The sequence below is a fragment of the Pseudohaemophilus paraphrohaemolyticus genome (assembly GCF_003253115.1).
GTDB classification, from domain to species: domain Bacteria; phylum Pseudomonadota; class Gammaproteobacteria; order Enterobacterales; family Pasteurellaceae; genus Haemophilus_A; species Haemophilus_A paraphrohaemolyticus_A.
In genome coordinates this window covers 195,508-219,423 of the sequence record NZ_QEQF01000001.1, presented here as the reverse complement: position 1 = coordinate 219,423, position 23,916 = coordinate 195,508, and the positions used below count along the sequence as shown (strand labels likewise).

Annotated in this window: 21 protein-coding genes; 17 read left to right on the top strand and 4 right to left on the bottom strand. The window is 40.7% G+C overall.

Annotated features, from left to right (window positions below; genetic code table 11):
- The first annotated feature begins 87 nt into the window (after positions 1-87).
- A complete protein-coding gene (rpsO, locus tag DPV92_RS00900) occupies positions 88-357 on the top strand; it encodes a 30S ribosomal protein S15 (RefSeq protein WP_039851642.1) in 270 nt (89 codons plus the stop codon).
- Between the two features lie 73 nt (positions 358-430).
- A complete protein-coding gene (locus DPV92_RS00895; protein ID WP_111353242.1) occupies positions 431-1,288 on the top strand; it encodes a DUF808 domain-containing protein in 858 nt (285 codons plus the stop codon).
- Positions 1,289-1,354: 66 nt separating this feature from the next.
- Here the strand turns inward: DPV92_RS00895 and DPV92_RS00890 are convergent, their stop codons facing one another.
- Positions 1,355-1,948, bottom strand: a complete 594-nt coding sequence (locus DPV92_RS00890) for an SGNH/GDSL hydrolase family protein (RefSeq protein WP_111353241.1) — start codon at positions 1,946-1,948, stop codon at positions 1,355-1,357.
- Positions 1,949-2,198: 250 nt separating this feature from the next.
- Here DPV92_RS00890 and topA point away from each other — a divergent pair, with 250 nt between their 5' ends.
- Both topA and DPV92_RS00880 read left to right on the top strand, forming a co-directional pair.
- Positions 2,199-4,799, top strand: coding sequence for a type I DNA topoisomerase (topA, locus tag DPV92_RS00885; protein ID WP_111353240.1), 2,601 nt, complete (start codon positions 2,199-2,201; stop codon positions 4,797-4,799).
- Between the two features lie 144 nt (positions 4,800-4,943).
- On the top strand, positions 4,944-5,135 hold the full coding sequence (locus tag DPV92_RS00880) for an alternative ribosome-rescue factor A (protein WP_111353239.1): 192 nt from the start codon (positions 4,944-4,946) through the stop codon (positions 5,133-5,135).
- A 21-nt stretch (positions 5,136-5,156) separates the two neighbouring features.
- Here DPV92_RS00880 and cysZ read toward each other — a convergent pair whose 3' ends face one another.
- Complete coding sequence (gene cysZ / locus DPV92_RS00875) at positions 5,157-6,005, bottom strand: sulfate transporter CysZ (RefSeq protein WP_111353238.1); 849 nt, start codon at positions 6,003-6,005, stop codon at positions 5,157-5,159.
- A gap of 105 nt (positions 6,006-6,110) precedes the next feature.
- Here cysZ and zipA point away from each other — a divergent pair, with 105 nt between their 5' ends.
- The 9 genes from zipA (at position 6,111) to nanQ (ending at position 15,585) form a co-directional block, all read left to right on the top strand.
- Entirely contained in the window at positions 6,111-7,049 is a 939-nt protein-coding gene (gene zipA / locus DPV92_RS00870; protein ID WP_111353237.1) for a cell division protein ZipA, read from the top strand.
- A 79-nt stretch (positions 7,050-7,128) separates the two neighbouring features.
- Positions 7,129-9,171, top strand: a complete 2,043-nt coding sequence (gene ligA, locus DPV92_RS00865; protein ID WP_111353568.1) for an NAD-dependent DNA ligase LigA — start codon at positions 7,129-7,131, stop codon at positions 9,169-9,171.
- Positions 9,172-9,385: 214 nt separating this feature from the next.
- Positions 9,386-10,072: a putative N-acetylmannosamine-6-phosphate 2-epimerase gene (locus DPV92_RS00860; RefSeq protein WP_111353235.1), complete on the top strand. Its 687-nt coding sequence runs from the start codon at positions 9,386-9,388 to the stop codon at positions 10,070-10,072.
- A 138-nt stretch (positions 10,073-10,210) separates the two neighbouring features.
- Positions 10,211-11,092, top strand: a complete 882-nt coding sequence (locus DPV92_RS00855) for an N-acetylmannosamine kinase (RefSeq protein WP_111353233.1) — start codon at positions 10,211-10,213, stop codon at positions 11,090-11,092.
- Between the two features lie 34 nt (positions 11,093-11,126).
- Entirely contained in the window at positions 11,127-11,993 is an 867-nt protein-coding gene (locus DPV92_RS00850) for a MurR/RpiR family transcriptional regulator (protein ID WP_111353231.1), read from the top strand.
- Between the two features lie 18 nt (positions 11,994-12,011).
- On the top strand, positions 12,012-12,890 hold the full coding sequence (nanA, locus tag DPV92_RS00845) for an N-acetylneuraminate lyase (RefSeq protein ID WP_111353229.1): 879 nt from the start codon (positions 12,012-12,014) through the stop codon (positions 12,888-12,890).
- A gap of 124 nt (positions 12,891-13,014) precedes the next feature.
- Complete coding sequence (gene nagB / locus DPV92_RS00840) at positions 13,015-13,827, top strand: glucosamine-6-phosphate deaminase (protein WP_111353227.1); 813 nt, start codon at positions 13,015-13,017, stop codon at positions 13,825-13,827.
- 95 nt (positions 13,828-13,922) lie between these two features.
- Positions 13,923-15,068, top strand: coding sequence for an N-acetylglucosamine-6-phosphate deacetylase (gene nagA, locus DPV92_RS00835; RefSeq protein ID WP_111353225.1), 1,146 nt, complete (start codon positions 13,923-13,925; stop codon positions 15,066-15,068).
- A 43-nt stretch (positions 15,069-15,111) separates the two neighbouring features.
- Entirely contained in the window at positions 15,112-15,585 is a 474-nt protein-coding gene (gene nanQ / locus DPV92_RS00830; RefSeq protein ID WP_111353223.1) for an N-acetylneuraminate anomerase, read from the top strand.
- 70 nt (positions 15,586-15,655) lie between these two features.
- On the opposite strand, the gene bioD is transcribed toward nanQ, so the two are convergent.
- Positions 15,656-16,375 (bottom strand): dethiobiotin synthase, encoded by a 720-nt coding sequence (gene bioD, locus DPV92_RS00825; RefSeq protein ID WP_111353221.1) that lies wholly within the window; start codon positions 16,373-16,375, stop codon positions 15,656-15,658.
- 103 nt (positions 16,376-16,478) lie between these two features.
- The gene (locus DPV92_RS00820; RefSeq protein WP_111353219.1) at positions 16,479-17,681 is read right to left on the bottom strand and encodes an ROK family protein; all 1,203 of its coding nucleotides are present in this window, start codon (positions 17,679-17,681) and stop codon (positions 16,479-16,481) included.
- Between the two features lie 153 nt (positions 17,682-17,834).
- Between DPV92_RS00820 and rnd the strand changes: the two genes are divergently transcribed.
- The 4 genes from rnd to aroG all read left to right on the top strand — a co-directional run bounded on the left by rnd (position 17,835) and on the right by aroG (position 23,730).
- Positions 17,835-18,953 (top strand): ribonuclease D, encoded by a 1,119-nt coding sequence (gene rnd / locus DPV92_RS00815; protein WP_111353217.1) that lies wholly within the window; start codon positions 17,835-17,837, stop codon positions 18,951-18,953.
- A 15-nt stretch (positions 18,954-18,968) separates the two neighbouring features.
- Entirely contained in the window at positions 18,969-19,451 is a 483-nt protein-coding gene (gene lrp / locus DPV92_RS00810; RefSeq protein ID WP_005705549.1) for a leucine-responsive transcriptional regulator Lrp, read from the top strand.
- Between the two features lie 11 nt (positions 19,452-19,462).
- Positions 19,463-22,453, top strand: coding sequence for a DNA translocase FtsK (locus DPV92_RS00805; protein ID WP_111353215.1), 2,991 nt, complete (start codon positions 19,463-19,465; stop codon positions 22,451-22,453).
- Between the two features lie 194 nt (positions 22,454-22,647).
- Positions 22,648-23,730: a 3-deoxy-7-phosphoheptulonate synthase AroG gene (gene aroG / locus DPV92_RS00800; protein ID WP_111353213.1), complete on the top strand. Its 1,083-nt coding sequence runs from the start codon at positions 22,648-22,650 to the stop codon at positions 23,728-23,730.
- Positions 23,731-23,916: the final 186 nt, after the last annotated feature.

Below are 23,916 nucleotides of genomic sequence, written 5' to 3'. Positions count from 1 at the left end.
CACATTAAAATCTATGCCTCTTATCATAGCTGAGTTAGAGATCGGCTATTGATGTATGTTCAACCCTTAACAAAAAGGAAAATTAAGATGTCTCTAAGCGTAGAAGCAAAAGCACAAATCGTTGCTGAATTTGGTCGTGATGCAAAAGATACTGGTTCTTCAGAAGTTCAAATTGCATTATTAACAGCTCAAATCAACCATTTACAAGCTCACTTTGCTACACATAAAAAAGATCACCATGGTCGTCGCGGTTTATTACGTATGGTTTCACGTCGTCGTAAATTATTAGACTACTTAAAACGAACTGATCTTGCTAAATATTCAGAAATCATTGCACGTTTAGGTTTACGTCGCTAATTTCCGAAATTTGGAATTTAAAGACCGAGCAGTTTTGCTCGGTTTTTTTATAGATTATATTCAAGGAAAAACTATGGCTTTTAGCTCTCTCTTTACCTTATTAGATGATATTGCTGCAGTGTTGGACGATGTTTCCATAATGACTAAAATGGCTGCTAAGAAAACTACTGGCGTGATTGGCGATGATTTAGCCTTAAATGCAAACCAAGTCAGAGGGAAAAATATATCACCTGAACAAGAATTACCGATTGTTTGGGCGGTTGCAAAAGGTTCGATTCTTAACAAGACGATTTTAATTCCACTTGCTCTTCTGCTATCTATCTATTTACCGCAAGCTATCACAGTATTATTGATAATTGGCGGTGTTTATCTTTGTTTCGAAGGCGTGGAAAAATTATTGCATAAATTCTTACATCACGTAGAGAATGCTGAAGAAGAAAATAGCGTTTCAAAAGAAGATAAAATCAAAGGTGCAATCCGTACTGATTTTATTCTTTCAGCTGAAATCATTATCATCGCCCTTGGAGTATTACAAGAAAGTAATACAATAACCAAAATCCTTTCACTCTCCGCAGTTGGGATTGGTATTACTGTATTTGTTTATGGCTTTGTGGGCTTAATAGTGAAGCTTGATGACTTCGGTTTATGGCTGATAAATAAGAAGGGCTCGTTATCGCAATTCATAGGACGCAGCTTGCTTTTTATTATGCCTTGGTTTATGAAATCATTATCTATTATTGGCACTATTGCGATGTTCTTGGTTGGTGGAGGTATTTTCTCTCATAACGTACCAGCCATTCATCACTGGGTAGAACATTTCGCTATTCCAACTTCATTCTCCTCTGCAGTTGATTTCGTAGTAGGAGTTATCGTTGGCGCTATCGCTTGTGCAGTAATTTTACCTGCGATGAAGTTATTTTCGAAGAAATAAATTTATCCCTCTCCCCTTGTGGGAGAGTGTTGAAAAAAATCTATAAGATTTTTGGAAGGAGAGGGGTTACAAATACGCCTCTAAAATCTTTCTCAAAATTGCATACCCTTTCTCGTTATAATGCAATCCATCTACTGTCAAACTACGATCTAAATTTCCCTCGTTATCCAAGAATTTGTCATAAGTCGGAATAAAGACTAAAGGTGCGGGACAATGTGCTTTGAAATAAGCATTCATCGCTTGAATTTCTGCATTAGTCACGGTTTCGATACGGTTTACTGGCGTTGCTTCCAACAAGAAATAACGTGTATTAAACTCTGCAAGCGGTTGAGTTTCTTGGATTATTTGCGAAATCCAATCTAACACTTGTTGAGGTGAATAATCAGGCTCTTTCACGATGTCGTTTACGCCCAAAAAGATAAACACCGTTTTGCCTAGATGCTGAATATGTTGCGGTTTGGCGATCACATTTAAGTATTGGCGTGTGCTGGTGCCAGAAAGCCCTAAATTCGCCACACTCTGTCTTTTTAGGGTTAAAGTTTTCTCAAAACCTTCCCACATATCAAACAACGAATGCCCCATTAACGTGACATTGGCGCGTTTTTTAAACTCAATTTGTTTGGCTTGATAACGATTGAAAATATCTTGATCGGTCAGCATAGCTTTCTCCTAAAAATAGGCATATACCTAAAAATATACACTAAATGATTATAATGAATTTGGCATATTGCTCCAGAGTGAAATATTAGTTTTGTGAGATGAATCACATTTTTAAGAATAGCTTTGTTGAGCTTGTTTTATGCAATTACCACTTAATTTAGATCTTTATGTTGTAATTTACTTGTAGCCTTGTTATTGTAAAAATAGTAAGCGGAAAAGCATTTTTATTTTTTTATATTAGGAAATAGCAATGGGGAAATCATTAGTTATTGTTGAGTCACCGGCCAAAGCGAAAACAATCAATAAATACTTAGGCAGTGATTATGTGGTGAAATCAAGTGTGGGGCATATTAGGGATTTGCCCAAAACTGGCTCAGAGGAAAAAACAGAGCGAGCAAAACCGATTTCAACCAAAGGAATGAGTGCCGAAGAAAAGGCAAAAGTGAAAGCGGAAAAAGAACGTAATGCTTTGGTAAAACGGATGGGGATCGATCCTTATCACGGTTGGAAAGCAAATTACCAAATTATGCCTGATAAACTGAAAGTGGTTTCAGAACTCAAAACCTTGGCGAAAAAAGCCGATCATATCTATCTCGCAACCGACTTGGATAGAGAAGGGGAGGCGATTGCGTGGCATTTACGTGAGGTGATTGGAGGCGATGAGAGCCGTTTTAGCCGTGTGGTGTTTAACGAAATTACCAAAAATGCAATTAGAAAAGCATTTGAACATCCAGAGCATTTAAATTTAGATCGTGTGAATGCCCAACAAACTCGCCGCTTTTTAGATCGCGTGGTAGGCTTTATGGTTTCTCCACTACTTTGGAAAAAAGTGGCTCGAGGTTTATCGGCAGGGCGTGTGCAATCTGTTGCGGTAAAATTATTGGTGGAACGTGAACGTGAGATTAAAGCCTTCCAACCTGAAGAGTTTTGGGAAATTGTGGCGGATACGCAAGCGAATGGCAAAAAATTACCGCTTGAACTGACAAATTATTTCGGCAAAAAATGGCAAGCGAAGAACGAAAAAGAGGCAATGCAAGCGGTTAAAAACTTGCAACAATCTACGTTTATCGTTACTGACATTGAGAAAAAGCCGACCAGCTCAAAAGCAAGTCCGCCATTCATCACTTCAACGCTTCAACAAACGGCAAGCACCCGTTTGGGCTTTGGCGTGAAGAAAACGATGATGTTGGCTCAACGCTTATACGAAGCGGGTTATATTACCTATATGCGTACCGACTCGACTAACCTCAGCCAAGATGCGTTAAATATGGCTCGTGGTTATATCGACAAACAGTTTGGCTCGCAATATTTACCCGAAAAACCAAATTTCTACTCTAGCCGTGAAAATGCTCAAGAAGCGCATGAAGCGATTCGCCCTTCTGATGTAAATGTAACGATGGCAGATTTATCAGGTATGGAGAAAGATGCGGAGCGTTTATATGACTTAATTTGGCGACGTTTCTTAGCCTGCCAAATGCTTCCAGCACAATATGATTCAACCAGCTTGACTGTTGCTGCTGGCGATTATGAGTTGAAAGCGAAAGGTCGTGTGTTGCGCTTTGATGGTTGGACGAAAGTATTGCCTGTGCAAGGTAAAACGGCAGAAGACCAAGAGTTACCAAGCGTTGCCTTAAATGAAAAATTGGCGTTAAAAGCGGTTAATCCTAGCCAACATTTTACCAAGCCGCCTGCACGCTATTCAGAAGCAGCATTAGTGCGTGAGTTGGAAAAACGTGGCATTGGCCGCCCTTCGACTTATGCATCGATAATTTCGACCATTCAAGAGCGTGGTTATGTACACGTGGAAAATCGCCGTTTCTACGCAGAAAAAATGGGTGAAATTGTGACTGATCGCCTTAATGAATCTTTCGGTGATTTAATGAACTATGATTTCACTGCGAATATGGAAGAGACTCTCGACCAAATCGCAGAAGGCAATAAAAACTGGATTGATGCGTTAAATGCCTTCTTTAAAGATTTTTCCGAGCAATTAACCCAAGCCGAATTGGACGAATTACAAGGCGGAATGAAGCCGAACAGCATTGTGCCAACCAATATTGATTGTCCAACTTGTGGACGCAAAATGGCAATTCGCACCGCCTCAACAGGGGTATTCTTGGGTTGTACTGGTTATGCATTACCACCGAAAGAGCGTTGCAAAACTACAATGAATTTAATTCCTGAAGAGGAATTGATTAACGTATTAGATGAAGATTCAGAAACTAAGGCGTTAATGGCACGTAAACGTTGTCCGAAATGTGATTCGGCGATGGATAGCTACATTATCGATCCTCATCGTAAATTACACGTATGCGGTAATAACCCAAACTGCGATGGTTATTTGGTGGAAGAAGGTACATTCAAAATTAAAGGCTATGATGGCCCTATCGTGGAATGTGATAAATGTGGTGCAGATATGCACTTAAAACTGGGGCGTTTCGGCAAATATATGGGCTGTACGAATTGCGATAACACCCGTAAAATTCTGAAAAACGGCGAAGTTGCACCACCTCGTGAAGAGCCAATTGCATTCCCAGAATTAAAATGTGAAAAAGCAGATGCCTATTTTGTATTGCGTGATAGTGCGGTTGGGGTGTTTATGTCGGCACATAATTTCCCGAAAGTGCGTGAAAGCCGCCCTGCAAAAGTGAGCGAATTAGCCCAATATCGCGACCGCTTACCAGAAAAACTGCAATATTTGGCAGATGCACCATTAACAGACCCAGAGGGTAATCCAGCGATTGTCAGCTTCAGCCGTAAAGAGAAACGTCAATATGTGACATCTGAAAAGAACGGAAAGAAAACGAAATGGATTATGGATTATGTTGATGGGAAGTGGGTAGTGCGTTAATTTCATTTTAAATTAAGGTAGACTTATAAAGTCTGCCTTATTTTTCTTAGTAAGTATGATTGCATTATGTACAAACCGTATCAAATTTGTCACAATAGCAACTGCGTAGAACGCAAAATAAATCAACTCAATAAGGAAACCAATATGACAAAAAATCAGTATGCCCATCAACGGGGCAAAATTAAAGATAATACGGTTAAAGCATTAGTGACGGACCCACTTTTTCGCACGCGAGTGGAACGCAATAAAAAAGGCAAAGGCAGCTACCAGCGTCACGAAAAACATAAAGGTGCAAACCGAGGCGAAAGCCCATTTAAAATAAACCGATTATTTTAAATGGGCTTTTTCTTTGGTTTGTTATTTCACCTCATAATTTTCAGAACGAGTAGTTATATCCTTTCCTGTTGATGTACGGAAGGTATAATTTGCTCGTTCAAACTCACCTGTTGCATTATCTAAAAAGAACTGGCGGTACTCTTCCACCCACATTGCAGTTGCGCCACAAACAGCGACAGGCATAACTACAAAATTCACAAACGGAATCATGGTAAATAGGCTCACTAAAGTGCCAAATGTGTAATTCATCCATTTATTCTGACTTAAGGCATTACGCATACGTGGGAAGCTGATTTTATGATTATCAAACGGGTAGTCGCAATATTGAATAGCAATCATCCAAGCCCCGAAAATAAAGGCAAGCACAGGTACAGCTGTTTGTCCTAAAACGGGCACAAAACCAAGGAAAAACAAAGCGACTAAACGTGGTACGCCATACATCATTTTCTGCCATTCACGTTTTAACATACGTGGAATATCTTTAAGCATACCAAATAGTGAGGTGTCGCCAAGCGGTTGATTCGTAAGCTGTAATTCCACTTTTTCGGATAATAGCGCATTAAATGGGGCGGCAATAAAATTTGCCAGTGTAGTAAAGGCAAAGTAAAAACCGACCAACAATAATACGAAAATCAGAGGGATAAGGATAAACGAAAGCCAATCTAGCCAAGAAGGAAGCAGAAGTTCGAACCAATGGTTCACGCTACTTAAGAAAAGCCAAGAGAGTCCGATAATCAGCAATACGTTAATGATTAAGGGGATGATGACAAATGGTAAGAATTTTTTCTGTGCCAGTAAGCTCCAGCCTTTGATGAAATAATGAAAACCTGCGGAAACTTGATTTTGTGGAGATGAAAATAACAATGACATAAAAACCTTAAATGCTCAAAATTTTGTTTGAAATATGGTAAGCTATACCATCTTTTTTCGCAAATAGTGAATCTTAAATTTTAAGATGATTTTCTGAGAGGATTTATGGAACTTCATATTATTTTCTTTATTTTGGCTGGATTACTTATTGCAGTGCTTATTGGCTCTAGTATTCTGTCTAATCGCCGTGAAAAATCACGTATTTTTTCGAATACTTTTTCTCAACGTCCACCATCAAGCCCTATACATTCTCAGCAGATGCCATCTGATGACCGTCATTTTGATTTGCAAGAGCAAACACAAGAGAGAGTTAATCAGGCTGAAATTGATATTCCCTCCTCAGTAGAAATTCAACGAGATGTAGAAAACTCGCTTAGTGAAATTAAAATTCGCATACCTGGACAAGAGGCTGATAATAACACTACTCCAGAATTTATTCGCTCAGAGGTATCAACTTATGGCCAACCACAACAAACGGTTTATGAGTCACAACCTGAACGTCCAATTTTTGTGAATACAACAGAAATAACGCAGAAGTATGAAAATGATTATGTAGATAATAGAGTAGCCACCTCTCCTATTTACGAACAACCAGTTCAAGAAGTTGTGGTGGACGCCCCTACACAATCTGAGCCAGAAATCCCTGCTGATATTATTACACTTTATGTAGTGTCTGCGGAAGGTTATCAATTTGAAGGTGAGCACGTAGTGCAATGCTTAGAAGCATTAGGCTTTGAATATGGGGAATATAATATTTTCCATCGTCATAAACATTTGGGGAATAACAATTCGCCTGTGATTTTTAGTGTTGCGAATATGATGCAACCTGGCGTGTTTAATCTTAACAATTTAAAAGATTTTTCAACCATTGGTTTAGTGATTTTTATGCATTTACCAACCGATGGCAATCCACAAACCAATTTAAGATTGATGTTTCAAAGCACAGAGCGTTTGGCAAGCGCATTAAACGGCTTTGTATTAAACGATCGTCGCGAAATCTTTGATGAAAATTCCCGCATTGAATATTTAAAACGCGTGAGCTAATCATCTGCAAACTTTTTAGAAAATGGACCGCTTGCAAGCGGTCTTTTTTATCGACCCTTTTACTAAATTCGAGTTTACTATGCCTTTATTTGCAAACACTTCAAATCAACAAGTAATTTCAGCAGCAGAGTTGGAACAACTTCGCCAAACATTGCGTAAATATGAATATCACTACCACGTGTTAGATAATCCGCTTGTGCCAGATACAGAATATGACCGCTTAATGAATGAACTCAAAGCGATTGAAAAAGCTCATCCCGAATTGATTACCGACGATTCGCCAACACAACGAGTTGGTGCAAAACCACTTTCAGGCTTTAGGCAAATTACCCATGAATTGCCAATGCTTTCTCTTGATAATGCCTTCTCAAATGACGAATTATTAGGCTTTTTACGCCGCATTGAAGGGCAAATTCATCGCAACCCTGAAACGATAGAGTTTTGCTGCGAGCCTAAGTTAGACGGTTTGGCGGTCAGTATTTTGTATGTCAATGGCGTGCTTACTCAAGCCGCAACACGAGGCGATGGCACCACGGGCGAAGATATTACCGCCAACGTTCGCACTATTCGCAATGTGCCGCTGCGTTTGAATACGGATAATCCGCCAGCTCGCCTTGAAGTACGTGGTGAGGTGTTTATGCCTCAAAAAGGCTTTAATGCGTTAAACGAAAGAGCTTTAGAGCACGGCGAGAAAACCTTTGCAAACCCACGTAATGCGGCGGCTGGGTCGCTTCGACAGTTAGATCCCAAAATTACCGCACAACGCCCTCTTACACTGAATGCGTACGGTATCGGTATTTATGAGGCAGAGCAGCCTCTACCAAACACGCATTTCGATCGTTTGCAGTGGTTAAAATCGATTGGTATTCCTGTTAATAACGAAATTTGCCTTGCCAAAGGGGTAGAACAGTTAGCTGAATTTTATACGGATATTCAAACTAAACGCCCAGATTTGGGCTACGACATTGATGGCACTGTGTTGAAAGTCAATGAGATTGCTTTGCAAGAGCAGCTTGGTTTTATCTCTCGTTCGCCGCGCTGGGCGATTGCCTATAAATTCCCTGCACAAGAAGAGATGACCGTGCTTAATGATGTGGAATTTCAAGTGGGGCGAACAGGGGCGATTACGCCTGTAGCGAAGCTTGAACCTGTATTTGTTGCCGGGGTTACGGTCAGTAATGCAACTTTACATAATGGCGATGAAATTGAGCGTCTTGGTATTGCGATTGGGGATACCGTGATTATTCGTCGTGCAGGAGATGTGATTCCGCAAATTATTGGTGTGGTGGCAGAGCGTCGTCCTGAGGATGCAAAAAAAATCGTGTTTCCGACCGCTTGTCCTGTGTGTGAATCGGCAGTAGTTCGTGTAGACGGCGAAGCGGTAGCGCGTTGCACCGGTGGGCTGTTTTGTGAAGCTCAACGCAAAGAGGCATTAAAACACTTTGTTTCCCGCAAAGCGATGGATATTGAAGGCGTGGGCGAAAAACTGATTGAGCAATTGATGGCAAGCGAACTCATTAAAACGCCTGCAGATCTGTTTAAGCTAGATAAAACGATCTTGATGCGATTAGAGCGAATGGGAGAAAAATCGGCTCAAAATGTCCTAAATAGCTTAGAAAAAGCGAAACAAACCACCTTACCTCGTTTCCTTTTTGCGTTGGGTATTCGTGATGTAGGTGAATCAACTGCACTCAATTTAGCCAATCATTTTGGTACGCTGGAGGCAATTCAGGTGGCAACCTTTGAGCAACTGCAAGAGGTGCAAGATGTGGGCGAAGTGGTAGCAAATCGTATCGTTTCATTCTGGAAAGAACCGCATAATGTTGCTGTCGTAGAAGATTTGCAAGCACAAGGTATTCATTGGCAAGCGGTCGAAAAAGTCGAAATTGCTGACAATCCTCTGAAAGATAAAAATGTGGTTTTGACTGGCACATTAAGTCAATTAACCCGAGATCAAGCCAAAGCATTACTACAGGGTTTAGGTTGTAAAGTGTCTGGTTCAGTTTCAAGTAAAACGGATTACCTAATCGCAGGCGAAAAAGCAGGCTCAAAATTAGCCAAAGCGCAAGAATTGGGTGTAAAAATTTTATCTGAACAAGAGTTTATTGATCTGATGAAGTAGAGTAGTTAGTAATTACTTTGACAAAGTAGGGAGTTTTAGTCGTAGTCGAGTAAAACTCCCTATTTATTTACTTCAAAAATGAGACCTAGATCACACTTTTAGAAATACACTTCAAAAATATGTTTAAAATGGAGTTTTCTTTTCATATAATACGGGAAGTCAAAATTTTAGGCATTCCTTATTCCAAAATGGTTCTTATCTCAAGGAGTTTTATATGTCGAAATTATCTCATCAAGAAGTGCTTTCTCAAATTCAATATGGTCTTATTTCTTCTTGCCAACCTGTTGATGATGGTCCGATGGATAAACCTGAAATCGTTTCTGCTATGGCACAAGCTTCTGTGGTAGGGGGTGCATCTGGCTTGCGTATTGAGGGGATAGATAACCTTAAAGCAACCCGTCCTTTTGTGAATATTCCGATTATCGGGATTGTAAAACGCGATTTGCCTGATAGTCCTGTGCGTATTACTCCATTCTTACAAGATATTGAAGATTTAGCCAATGCAGGGGCGGATATTATTGCGGTAGATGGAACGAAACGTCCGCGCCCTGTGGATATTGCCTGTGCGGTGAAAAAAATTCACGATATGGGCTGTTTAGCGATGGCAGACTGTTCAAATTTAGAAGAAGGGTTATATTGTAAGCAACTTGGTTTTGATATTATCGGCAGCACGATGTCGGGTTACACAGGGGGAGAAGTGCCTGAAGAACCAGATTATCAGTTGGTGCGTGATTTGAAATCCGCAGGCTGTTTTGTGATGGCGGAAGGTCGTTACAATACGCCAGAGCTTGCGAAAGTGGCGATTGAAATTGGCGCAGATTGTGTGACCGTGGGTTCTGCATTAACTCGTTTGGAACATATTGTAAGCTGGTTTGCAACGGCGATTAAATCGGCGAGATAAATTTTCTTATAGCAACTATGTTGCTTGTAATGTAGGGGTGAATTACATTCGCCCTGACATACCTAATAATATTAGGGCAAATGTAATTTGCCCCTATGAAAGAAAAAGCAACATTGTCTCAATAAAAAAGGATAGATTATGCGTTGTTTGGCACTAGACATTGGCGGGACAAAAATTGCCGCAGCGATTGTAAAAAATGGCGAAATCGAGCAACGCCAGCAAATCCATACACCGCGTGAGAATGTGGTAGAGGGAATGCACCAGGCGTTAGCGAAACTGCTTGCCGATTATGAAGGGCAGTTTGATTATGTTGCGGTCGCTTCAACGGGTATTATCAATAACGGCATATTAACGGCGTTAAATCCGAAAAATTTAGGCGGTTTAGCGGAGTTTCCGCTTAAAGTAAGCATTGCAAAACATACAGATAAGCCAATTGGTCTATTAAATGATGCTCAAGCAGCGACTTATGCGGAATATCAATTGCAAAATCATGAACAAGTGTCGAACTTCGCGTTTATTACCGTTTCAACAGGCGTAGGCGGGGGGATTGTGTTAAACAAAATCTTGCAGACAGGTCCTCACGGAATTGCGGGGCATATCGGTCATATGTTGGCTGATCCGAATGGTCCTGTGTGTGGCTGTGGCAGGCGAGGTTGCGTTGAGGCGATTGCTGCAGGGCGTGCGATTGAAGCGGTGTCTTCTCAATGGGAAGATCCTTGCGAGCCCAAAGAGGTTTTCGAACGTTTTAGAAAAGGTGATGTAAAATCGACCGCTTTATTAGAGCGTTCAGCCAAAGCGATTGCTCATTTAGTTGCAGATTTAGTGATTAGCTTAGATATTCAAAAAATTGCGATTGGCGGTAGTGTAGGATTAGCTGAGGGATATTTGCCTTTAGTGGAAAAATGCTTACAAGAGATCCCCGCAGTGTATCGCTGTGAATTAGAAGCAGCAAAATTTGGACAAGATGCGGGCTTAGTGGGCGCTGCATATTGGGTGAAAGACGTATTACTTTCAAAATAGCTATTTTCACGCAATTAACATGGGAGAGAAAACGATGACAAAAACATCTAGTGTATTGAGCACCATTAGTTCGCTCTATCATAGCTTGACGAAATCAGAGAAAAAAATTGCGGATACGATTTTACTTTCGCCGGATTTGGTGGTGCAAAGCCCGCTTTCTGAAATAGCAAAACATTTGGATGTAGGTGAAGCGACCTTAGTGCGTTTTTGTCGAACTGTTGGATTTAAAGGATTTAGCGATTTTAAATTGGAGTTATCCATCGAGTTGGCGACAAAAGAGAGCCAAGATGAGATGATGTTAGATACTGAAATTCTAGCATCAGATGAGACTTTTACCATTGCCCAAAAATTACAAGCTTCAATTACGAGCGTGGTGAATGAAACCATCAATCTGTTGGATTTAAAACAGCTTGATAGAGTGGTCGAAGAGATTAAAAAAGCGGGCAGAGTATTTATTTTCGGGGCAGGATCTTCAGGCGTTACCGCAGAAGATGCCAAAAATAAATTGATGCGAATTGGTATTCCTGTGGATGCAACGGGCAATAATCACTTTATGTATATGCAAGCAGCATTATTGAAAGAAAACGATGTGGCGATTGGAATTAGCCATTCAGGTTATTCACAGGAAACGGCTCACGCATTAAAAATAGCTCAACAAAATGGGGCGAAAACTGTGGCAATTACGCACAGTTTACGTTCGCCTGTGACCGAATATGCCGACTATGTGTTAGTCAATGGTAACAAACAAGGCAAACTACAAGGCGATTCGATTAGAACCAAAATCGCCCAACTCTTTGTATTAGATTTAATTTACGCTTTATTGGTGCAGAGCGAAGAAGAACATGCTGCTAAGATTAAGCAAAAAACCCTCAATGTCATTCTTGAACAACGTGTAAAGTAAAAAATTTAGGAGAACATTATGCGTGATTTAAAAGGTATTTTCAGTGCATTATTAGTGTCATTCAACGAAGATGGCTCAATTAATGAAAAAGGTTTACGCCAAATTATTCGCCACAACATCGACAAAATGAAAGTAGATGGTTTATATGTAGGCGGTTCAACTGGCGAGAACTTTATGCTTTCGACCGAAGAGAAAAAAGAAGTTTTCCGTATTGCAAAAGATGAAGCGAAAGATGAGATCGCACTAATCGCCCAAGTGGGTAGTGTAAACTTAAAAGAAGCGGTGGAATTAGGTAAATATGCGACAGAGTTAGGCTACGACAGTTTATCTGCGGTAACTCCGTTCTACTACAAATTTAGCTTTTCTGAAATCAAACACTACTACGACACCATCATTGCTGAAACTGGCAACAATATGATTGTGTACTCAATTCCGTTCTTAACAGGCGTAAATATGGGCATTGAACAATTCGGCGAACTTTACAAAAACCCGAAAGTATTAGGCGTGAAATTTACCGCAGGCGATTTCTACTTATTAGAACGCTTGAAAAAAGCCTATCCAAACCACTTAATCTGGGCTGGTTTTGATGAAATGATGTTACCAGCGGCATCTTTAGGTGTGGATGGTGCAATCGGTTCAACATTCAACGTAAACGGCGTGCGTGCTCGTCAAATCTTTGAATTAACCAAAGCAGGTAAACTCAAAGAGGCGTTAGAAATCCAACATGTGACTAACGATTTAATTGAAGGCATTTTAGCGAACGGTTTATATTTAACCATCAAAGAATTGCTTAAATTGGAAGGTGTGGATGCAGGTTACTGCCGTGAACCAATGACCGCAAAAGCAACCGATGCACAATTAGCACGTGCGAAAGAGTTGAAAGCGAAATATTTGTAATTTTCTATAAAAATAGACCGCTTGTAGGGGGTGAAATGGTATATTTCACGCACCAATCTTCAATATACGTGCGTGGCATCTGCCACACACCCTACCAGCCTATTTCCTACCACTGGAGGGTAATATGCGTTTTATTCCGTTACAAACAGAACAACAAGTAAGCCGCTGGGCAGCACAACATATCGTAAATCGTATCAATGATTTCCAACCGACTGCCGAACGACCTTTCGTATTGGGTTTACCCACTGGTGGTACCCCCTTAAAAACTTATCAAGAACTGATCCGACTTTATCAAGCAGGCGAAGTGAGCTTTAAACATGTTGTCACTTTCAATATGGACGAATATGTCGGATTGCCTGTAGAACACCCAGAAAGCTATCACAGCTTTATGTACAACAATTTCTTCAACCACATTGATATTTTGCCTGAGAATATCAACATTCTAAACGGTAACACAGATGACCATAATGCGGAATGTCGTCGTTATGAAGAAAAAATTAAATCTTACGGTAAAATCAATCTTTTCATGGGCGGCGTTGGAGTCGATGGTCATATCGCATTTAATGAACCAGCCTCCTCATTAAGTTCTCGTACTCGTATTAAAACGTTAACCCAAGATACCTTAATTGCAAACTCTCGTTTCTTTGATAATGATGTGAATAAAGTGCCAAAATACGCATTAACCATTGGCGTGGGTACATTATTAGACGCAGAAGAAGTGATGATTTTAGCGACAGGACATCAAAAAGCCCTTGCTGTGCAAGCTGCAGTTGAGGGCAGTATCAACCATTTATGGACGGTAAGTGCGTTACAAATGCACCGGCATTTCTTGCTTGTTTGTGATGAACCTGCACAACAAGAATTGAAAGTAAAAACGGTGAAATACTTTACCGAATTAGAATGTTCGGTTGCAGGTACTGATTATCAAACTAAATAATGATTTTGTTTATCTATAGTAACTGTGTTGCTCAAATGTAGGGGTGTGTTGAACACGCCAAAATACAAAAAAGATAATATAACAAGGAACAAAATATGAGATATGCATTAACCAATAGTGTAATTTACACAAAATATGATGTTTTGCGTGATTATGCAGTAGTGATTGATGGCGAAACCATCGAAGCGGTAATCCCACAAGCTGAATTAGAAGCTGGCATCAAAGCGATTGATTTACAAGGCAACAACCTAACCTCAGGCTTTATCGACTTGCAATTAAATGGTTGTGGTGGCGTGATGTTTAACGACCAAACCACTGTCGAAACGCTTGAAATTATGCAAGCAACCAATTTGAAATCAGGCTGTACTAGCTTCCTGCCAACCTTTATTACTGCCCCTGATGAAAACATCAAAATGGCAGTAGGCGTGATGCGTGAATACCTTAACCGTCATAAAAACCAAGCATTAGGCTTGCACATTGAAGGTCCTTACCTCAGCATTGAGAAAAAAGGGGTTCACCGTCCTGAATATATCCGCGAAATTTCGCCTGAAATGAAAGATTTTCTATGCAAAAATGCAGATGTGATCACTAAATTAACGATTGCAGCAGAAAATCCGACTATCAATTACACGCCTGATTTTGTCAAAGCAGGGATTATTGTTTCCGTAGGGCACTCAAATGCTACCTATGAAGTCGCAAAAGCGGCGTTCCATAAAGGAGCAACTTTCGCTACCCACTTACACAATGCCATGTCGCCAATCAGTTCTGGACGTGCAATGGGTGTAGTTGGGGCAGTGCTAGATTCTGATGTTTACACGGGTATTATTGTCGATGGTGTTCACGTGAATTATGGCAATGTTCGTATTGATAAAAAAGCGAAAGGAGATAAACTTTGTATCGTAACCGACTCACTTGCCGCAGCAGGCGCACCGCCAGAATTAGAAAGTTTCACCTTCGTTGGTAAAATCATTTACATCAAAGAGGGGCGTTGTTTCGATGCCAATGGTACAATCGCAGGGGCTTCTATTACAATGATGGAATCCATCAAAAATGCGGTAGAATATGTCGAAATTCCGCTTGCTGAAGCGATCCGAATGAGTAACCTCTACCCAGCACGTGCAATTGGTGTGGATGACCGTTTAGGTTCTGTTGAAAAAGGCAAAGTCGCGAACTTGGCGGTATTTACCCCAAATTACAAAGTGATTGGTACAGTGGTAAACGGTGAATGGAAAGCTAACTAAGCGATCGAATTTAAGAAAAAATTTACGAAAAAGAGGATTTACTATGTTATACGGCGATTTATCACGTGCAGATTACGCAAAATCACTAGCTCCAGTGTTTGTGAAGTGCTGTGAGAAATTAAAAAACTTAGATTTAGCTAATTTAGAAGAAGGCTCACACGAACTACTTGATGGCATTAAAATGAATGTGATGTCATTTGACACTGTGTTACCTGAAACTAAAAAGGCGGAAATGCACCGTAAATTTATTGATATTCAGTTGCTTATTTCAGGCGAAGAGATGATTGAATATAGTGTGGCACAACCTGATTTGGCTCAATATGATGAATATCGTGATGAAGACGACTATCAACTCACATTAACAGAAGTGTTAGAAGGCAAAAATGAAGTTGTGTTAAAACCAAATATGTTCGCGATCTTCCTACCTTATGAACCGCATAAACCAGGTAATGCCGTAAATGGTAAATGCCAAACCGTGAAGAAATTGGTAGTGAAAGTGCCATTTGAAGCACTGTAATTGAGTTGCAAATTTAAAGAGAAACTAATGTAAAAGAGCGTTTAACTCCATTTAAAACGCTCTTTTTCTTTTATGCTTTGAAAAACTCCAACAACGGTTTTGGATGTTGAATGTATTGTACCAGATCTTTTTGCTCAGGGTGTCCGATATACGGAATTTGTCCGAGAAGAGGAGCGTGAATTTTTTGCTTAAGCATTTCAATCAATTCCATATAGTGCCGCAATCCAGGATTGATGCGGTTTGCGATCCAGCCTAAAAGCGGAACGCCGCTATCTTTAATCGCTTGAGCGGTTAATAAGGCATGGTTGGCACAGCCTTCTTTGATGCCGACGACTAAAATCACGGGCATATTGTTTTTTTGTACCCAGTCAGCAAAACTCAAATCTTTGTTAATCGGAGTAAGCCAGCCATAAGTACCTTCCACTAAGATATTGTGGTAGCTATTTTGTAAGCGTGCGAGATCGACATCCAATTTTTCCACGTGAATATTTCGAACTGCATCAAGAGCGGCAAAAACAGGGGTGCTAGAATGAATAAAGGTGTAGCTGTTAATTTCACGATAGCCAACAGGCACTGCAGTGCTGTTTAAAAGCGTGACAACATCGCTATTATCTTCGCTAGCATAGTCATCTAAATTTGGCTCTGTGGGTAATTCTTCTGCTCCCCCACAAGCGATTGGTTTATAAGGCACAGCCACGATATTGTTTGCAGTTAAAACTTGCAATAATGCACGGGTTACAATCGTTTTGCCCACGTCAGTGTCTGTCCCTGTAATAAATAAAGAGGGCATAGGGTATCCTTTGATTAGCTGGTTTTTAATTCACCAAGAAATAAAATAGAAAATGGTGGGCTTGAGACCCACCGGATGAATACCCTTTAGTCTATCGAATTTTTTAATCAGGAATTATGTTCTTGATCAAACTTCCTTCATAAATTCCCTGTTTTATCATTGCACACGGGATCAACGTGCTGTTTTTATCAAAATGGCTTGTTACTAATTGCACATTGAGATCACGATTGATCATTTTTTCATTTAATTTTTGTGTAATTTGTTCAAAGAGAGGGGCTTTAATGCGTAGCAGTGGAGAATCAAATAAAATTTTTTCGGTAGAGAAAATATTGACTAAATTCATTAACATATAGGCTAAATTGCTACTAATATGCTCTAAAATTACCAGTGCCGTTGGATTTTTTGCTTCCACTTGTTCGCAGAAATGGCTAATTTTTGCCTCTTTTAAATGCTCGTCATCCATCTCAAAGTTTTTTGGTAGATGTTTGTCGATCAATTGAATTAATGCTTGTAAGCTCGCTTGATTGTTGAGTTGATAGCGTTCGATGCTGTCTAATTCAGGGTGAATCTCATCACTTAATGTACTAAAACGAGGCATAAGCATATGATCTACATTCATATTCTGCTCGTGTAATAACGCACCACGCAACAGAATGCTGAGACGAATCGCATCATCGACTTGTAAGAAGATCACATTATCATCGCCAATTAAACTGCCTAGCGTAGATTCCGCCAATAGCCAGAGATGGAAATGTTCATTGAGTAAAATCGGTTGAGAATAAACTGCTTGTAATTTCTCTACGATGCGACATTTCAACAAATGCTGTCCAAGTTGAACGATAGTATTTTTCTCAGCGTTAATACGTCCAACGACAGCAATGGAAAGTGCGAGAATTTGTGCATCATTAAGCGGTTGATTTTGGCGGAAATTTTGCAAGTTTTCGGCAATAATCTCATCTAAGTTAGGATAATCGCTTAAAGAAAAGGTATAATCTTGGCTGTGAATCACAGAGCCATCTAATTTACAGAGCGAAATGGTAAGATGGTCTGCAAAAATCGTGAGGCAGAGCTGTTTCCAGAAAAAAGTAGAAACAGAAAGCCCGACGGCAGGTCTGCCACGAGAGTTACAATCTTGCACGCTACGTTCTAAAATAAATTGTTTATCAATCAACTGTTTTGTAATGTTGGTGATTGAAGCGGGGGCAAGTCCTGAAAGTTTAGCAAGATCAGTACGTGAAATGAGCTCAAATTGTTCGGTTAGGCGGTAAATATTGCCGATATTTTGAATTTTATTGCCAGTAATCATTAATTGACGTTCTCCATAATTTATTTGTTATTTGCTCCATTTGTTTTTATATTTTGCGGTAATTTTGTAGAAGTACAACCAATTTATACGCATAATGTGATCTAGTTCACATATTTATTTTTAAATTTAAAGAAAATCACGAGAAAAGCCGAAATGAATTCATCAATTCACTACCTTTGGGTGGAAAATGAACAGCAATTAGCTGAAGTTTGTCAAAATGCTCGTCAAGTGCCTGCTGTAGCGTTAGATACAGAGTTTATCCGCGAGCGGACTTTCTACCCTAAACTGGGGCTAATTCAGCTATTTGATGGTAAACAAGTGAGTTTGATAGATCCAACTACGATTGAAGATTTCAGCCCTTTTATTGCATTACTTGCCGATCAAAACGTCATTAAAGTGTTACACGCTTGCAGTGAAGATTTGGAAGTATTTGAATGTGCTTTTAACCAATTGCCTACGCCGTTGGTAGATACGCAAGTGATGGCGAATTTCTTAAACTTAGGCACATCTGTTGGTTTTGCAAAATTGGTGTTACATTATTTAGATATTGAGCTCGACAAAGGCGCTTCGCGTACAGATTGGCTTGTGCGTCCATTAAGCGAAATCCAATTGCAATATGCCGCAGCGGATGTGTGGTATTTGTTGCCAATTTATCAGAAAATGCAGACAGAATTAGCTCAAACAAACTGGCAAAATGCAGTGAATGAAGAGTGTTCCTCTTTTTTAACGAAACGTGAACGCGAGGATGATTTAGACAAGGCTTACATCAAAATTTCAAATGCGTGGCGGTTAGAACCACAGCAGTTGGCTGTGTTAAAATTACTCGCAAAATGGCGAGCGGAAGAAGCGAGAAGTCGCAATTTAGCCTTGAATTTTGTGGTAAAAGAGGCGAGTTTATATGAAATTGCCCGCATTTTACCAAAAAATCCTTCGCAATTGTTAGATTTTATGCACCCAAATGAAGTCCGCCGGCACGGTAAAAAAATCTTACGTTTAGTAGAACAAGGGATGAATACCCCAGCGGAACTTTATCCTGCCAAAATTGTACGTTTAGTGGATGAGCCTAATTACAAATATAGCTTAAAAGCCTTGCAGCAAAAGCTTACCGAAATTCGACCGCTTGATCTTCCTGCTGAACTGGTGGCAAGTAAGCGTCAGTTAAATCAGCTGTTTAATTGGCATATCAAAGGACGATCTTCAGAACATTTACCAGAATTATTATGCGGTTGGCGAAAAGAATATGGCGAGCAATTGGTGAATGTATTTAATTAAAATGAGATGAACACTATGGAAGCAAAAAAATTACCCCGTGCATTAGATGCAATTGATTTAAAAATCCTGAACGAACTTCAACGCAACGGCAAAATTTCTAACATTGAACTTTCTAAACGCGTAGGACTTTCGCCAACGCCTTGCCTTGAACGCGTTAAGCGTCTGGAAAAACAGAATGTGATTATGGGCTATCGTGCCTTGCTGAACCCTGAGTTATTGGAAGCCCCTCTTTTAGTTATCGTGGAAATTACGCTTGTGAGAGGTAAACCTGATGTGTTTGAGGAATTCAACCAAGCGGTGCAACAATTAGACGAAATCCAAGAGTGCCATTTGGTATCAGGCGATTTTGACTATTTACTCAAAACAAGGGTAGCTGATATGGCAGCCTATCGTAAATTGCTCGGTACCACACTTTTGCGTTTACCTGGTGTGAACGACACTCGCACTTATGTGGTGATGGAAGAAGTGAAACAGACGAATTATTTGTTGCTTAAATAAAAGGAAACATTGTGATTAGACGACTTAAAGGAAAAGAAACTGCCTTTAATTTTCTTTTTGCCCTTTGTGGCTTGTTTGGGATTTATCTTATTTTCGCGTGGGCAAGCTATAGCCCGTTAGATAATGCATGGTCAGTGGCGAGCACGGCAACAAGTGAAGTACTGAATAAAACAGGCGTATTGGGGGCATGGTTAATTGATTTATTGTATGCCTTCTTCGGAAAAATTGCGTTCTTATTGCCTTTCAGTTTAACGGGGTTCTCCGCTTATATGTTGCTTACGCGAGGGGCAGTAAATGCAACGTTGAAAGGCATTTTACTCCGTAGTTTGAGCTTCTTTGTGCTGATGATTGGCTTGGCAGGCTTAGCGAATACTATTTTATCGAACTCACCGAATTATCTGTCAGGCGGTTTTGTCGGGGCAATGAGCCAAGGCTTGATGAGCGAGCATATCGGGCAATTCGGTGGTTTATTTGTGGCAATGCTACTGACCGCAATCGGGTTCTATTTTTGCTCAGGTCAAACGCTTATTCCATTATTGATTAATTTCTATGATTGGGTAAGTGCGAAAGATACTAAAATGGAAGAAAAATCGCTGCAAGTGAAACCTGTGGCCGAAGTTGAGTCAACCGAAGATGATTTGCAAGTTGATAGTGAAAATTCACCGCTTGCGACCGAAGCACAGCCAGAAGAGCGTGTGGAAACCGTTATTTCAATGGATGAACAGTTGACGGATCCTGCGATCTTTAAACGCCCTAATATCAGCGGTTTGCAGCAAGTTTCTGTTGCTGAAATTTATTCGGCTGAAACCTCTTCTTCTGAGATGGATTCTGATATTAAGCCTGCGACAGTGGCGAAAACTGTAGAGATGAATTTGTTTAATCCTGCAGATATGCATACTGAGCTGCCAAAAATTAGCTTGCCTGAACCTGAAACGGAAGTGCAACCGACTCAAACTGAAAATAACATTGGGTTGAATGTGGAACTGCTAAAAGTACGTTTAAACCCTGTTGATCCACAAGCAGATCCTATGGAACAAGTGGTGGATTTTACAGAAAATAGTGCAAATCAGCCCACTCAACCGAAAATTCGTGTACGTTTAACGAATGAGGATTCTGGTATTGATGCGGTTGAACAAGTAGCATCTGAGAACGAAGTGCCTCATTTTATGCAATCGCCTTCGCCTGAGATTAAATTAATGGCAGAGGATGAAGAGAGAGAAGCACAAGATGAGGATTTTGATGCGATTCGTGAACGTGAGTTTGCGGAAATGGAACGCCAGCGTTTGGCGGAAATTGAGGCACGAGCAAAAGCAGCGGGCTTAGAGCATACTTTTAATAAGATTACTGAAGGCTCAAGCCATTTTGAAACGGCCTTGCCAACTAATGTGCAAATTCGCACTGAACCTACGCCGTCAAAATTCACCACACCATTAAAAGCAGCAGTAGGCACCGAAGGGCACAAAATCCCCGACTATCCCCGAGGAGGCTACGGTGAAACCTTAATTCATCCGTTGTTGCAAGGGAGTAAAAAATTAGAAAAACCAACAACCCCCTTACCCACATTGGATTTGTTAGAAGAGCATCAGCCAAGCGGTCAGCAGATGACTGAGGGCGAAATTATTGCCACTTCTCGTCGTATTGAAACTGCATTGGCAAACTATGGCGTGAAAGCGACGGTTGAGGATGTATTAGTGGGGCCTGTGGTTACCCGTTATGAGATTAAACCCGCTGTGGGTGTAAAGGCAGCGAAAATTACCTCGTTGGCGAGTGATTTAGCCCGCGAAATGATGTCTACTATTCGCATTACCGATGTGGTGCCTGGTAAGCCTTATATGGGCATTGAGGTGCCCAATCCGCATCGTGAAATTGTATGGTTGCGTGATTTAATTGCAAGCGATGAGTTCCGTTATACCAAAGCCAAACTACCGATGATTTTGGGGAAAGATTTGGCGAATAAACCCGTGATTATAGATATGGTGGAAACGCCGCATCTGCTTGTTGCAGGTCAAACGGGGGGCGGTAAGTCGGTTGGGATCAACACCATGATTTTGAGCTTGCTCTATAAACTTACGCCTGAACAAGTTCGCTTGATTATGATTGACCCGAAACAGGTTGAACTTTCGGTGTATAACGATATTCCGCACCTGCTTACGCCTGTTGTGATTGATATGAAAAAGGCGGCAAATGCCTTGCGTTGGGCTGTGGATGAGATGGAGCGTCGCTACACTTTACTGACTCATTTAAACGTGCGTAACATTACAGGCTACAATAATAAAATTGATGAAGCTGAAGCAATGAGTATGCCAATTGCAGATCCAAGTTGGAAAGAGGGCGACTCAATGGACAAAATGCCGCCTGCATTGGGTAAACTCAGCTACATTGTTTTGGTGGTGGATGAATTTGCCGATCTGATGATGACTGCAGGCAAAGAGGTGGAGGAATACATTATGCGTATTTCACAAAAAGCCCGTGCGGTGGGGATTCATCTGATTTTGGCAACGCAGCGCCCATCAACCGATGTCATTACAGGCGTGATTAAAGCGAATATTCCAAGTCGTATTGCGTTTACGGTGGCAAGTCCTTACGATTCTCGCACTATTTTAGATAGCATTGGGGCGGAAAACTTACTCGGTCGCGGCGATATGCTTTATTCCAAAGCGGGTAGCCCAGAGTTGGTGCGTGTGCACGGGGCTTATATGAGCGATGATGATGTTATAAATGTGGCGGATAATTGGAAAGCTCGTGGCAAACCAGAATATATTGAGAGCATTTTGGAATCGCCTCAAGAGCCTGAAGAGCGGAGTGAAGGAGGTGCTGGAGAACTTGACGCGCGTTTTGATGAAGTGATGGCATTCGTATTAGAAACAGGCATTACAACGGCAAGTGGTATTCAGCGCAAGCTAAATTTAGGTTTTCCGCGAGCGGCTCGCATCTTAGATCAAATGGAGCAAGAAGGAATTCTTTCAGCACCAGATCATCGAGGTAGACGAGAAATTATTTAAATAAGCAAGCGGTGGTTTTTGCTGAGTATTTTGTAAAAAATCTGGTTAGAATCACCGCTTATTTATGCCATTTGTATAAATTTTACTAATTAAAGTAATTTTGTACTACTGTAATAGTACAAAGTGTTTGACATTTTAATTTGATTACACTACCTTTATAGCCACTTACTCATAACACAACAAGAGAGAACACAATGTCTTACAAAAATGATGACCTTCGTATTAAAAATATTGAACAACTTTTACCGCCGATTGCTTTATTAGAGCGTTTTCCTGCGAGCGATGTTGCAGCAGAAACGGTGGAAAAAACACGCCAAGCAATTCATAAAATTATTCATGGTGCAGATGATCGTTTATTAGTGGTGATTGGGCCTTGCTCGATCCACGATCCAAAAGCTGCAATTGAATATGCTAATCGAATTAAAGCCATGCGTGCAAATCCAAAAATTAACCAAAATCTTGAACTGGTTATGCGTGTATATTTCGAAAAACCACGTACCACAGTGGGCTGGAAAGGTTTAATCAATGATCCATATTTGAATGAAACTTACGCATTAAACGATGGTTTACGTTTAGGTCGTAAAGTGCTTTCAGATATTAACGATTTAGGCGTGCCAGCAGCGGGTGAATTTTTGGATATGATCACGCCACAATATATGGCAGATTTTATGAGCTGGGGTGCGATTGGGGCTCGTACGACAGAATCACAAGTACACCGTGAATTAGCTTCAGGACTATCTTGCGCAGTAGGTTTTAAAAATGGTACCAATGGCAGCGTAAAAATTGCGTTAGATGCAATTGCTTCGGCAGAGTCACCGCACCATTTCTTGTCGGTAACTAAATTTGGTCATTCAGCAATCGTCTCGACTGAAGGCAACCAGGATTGCCATATTATTTTACGTGGCGGCGATAAAGGTACAAACTACGATGCGGAATCTGTTGCGGCAGTGTGTGCAGAGATCGAAAAATCAGGTCATCGTCCCCACGTGATGGTTGATTTCAGCCACGCTAACAGCAGCAAGCAGTTCAAACGTCAAATGGATGTGTGTGAAGACGTTTGCAAACAGATTGCAGACGGTTCAGATTTAATTTCAGGCGTGATGATCGAAAGCCATTTAGTGGAAGGTCGTCAAGATCTGAAAGCAGGTCAAACTCTTGAAAATTTAGTTTACGGCCAAAGTATCACCGACGGTTGTATCGGCTGGGAAGATAGCGAAAAAGCGTTATTTGCCTTAGCTGAAGCGGTGGAAGAGCGTCGTCGTAAACATAATAGATAATTTCTATCATTTCTTCCCTTGTCCCTGTGGGCGAGGGAAATTTCAATTCGAGTAGAATTGAAATAAGGGGGATGGGTAAGCGGTCAATTTTGACTGCTCTTTTGCAAAATTGGGTTTTCTACATTTTCCCCCTCTCTCTGAAAAATTGCTGAACCCAATTTTTTTGTCTCTCACCCACAAGGGAAG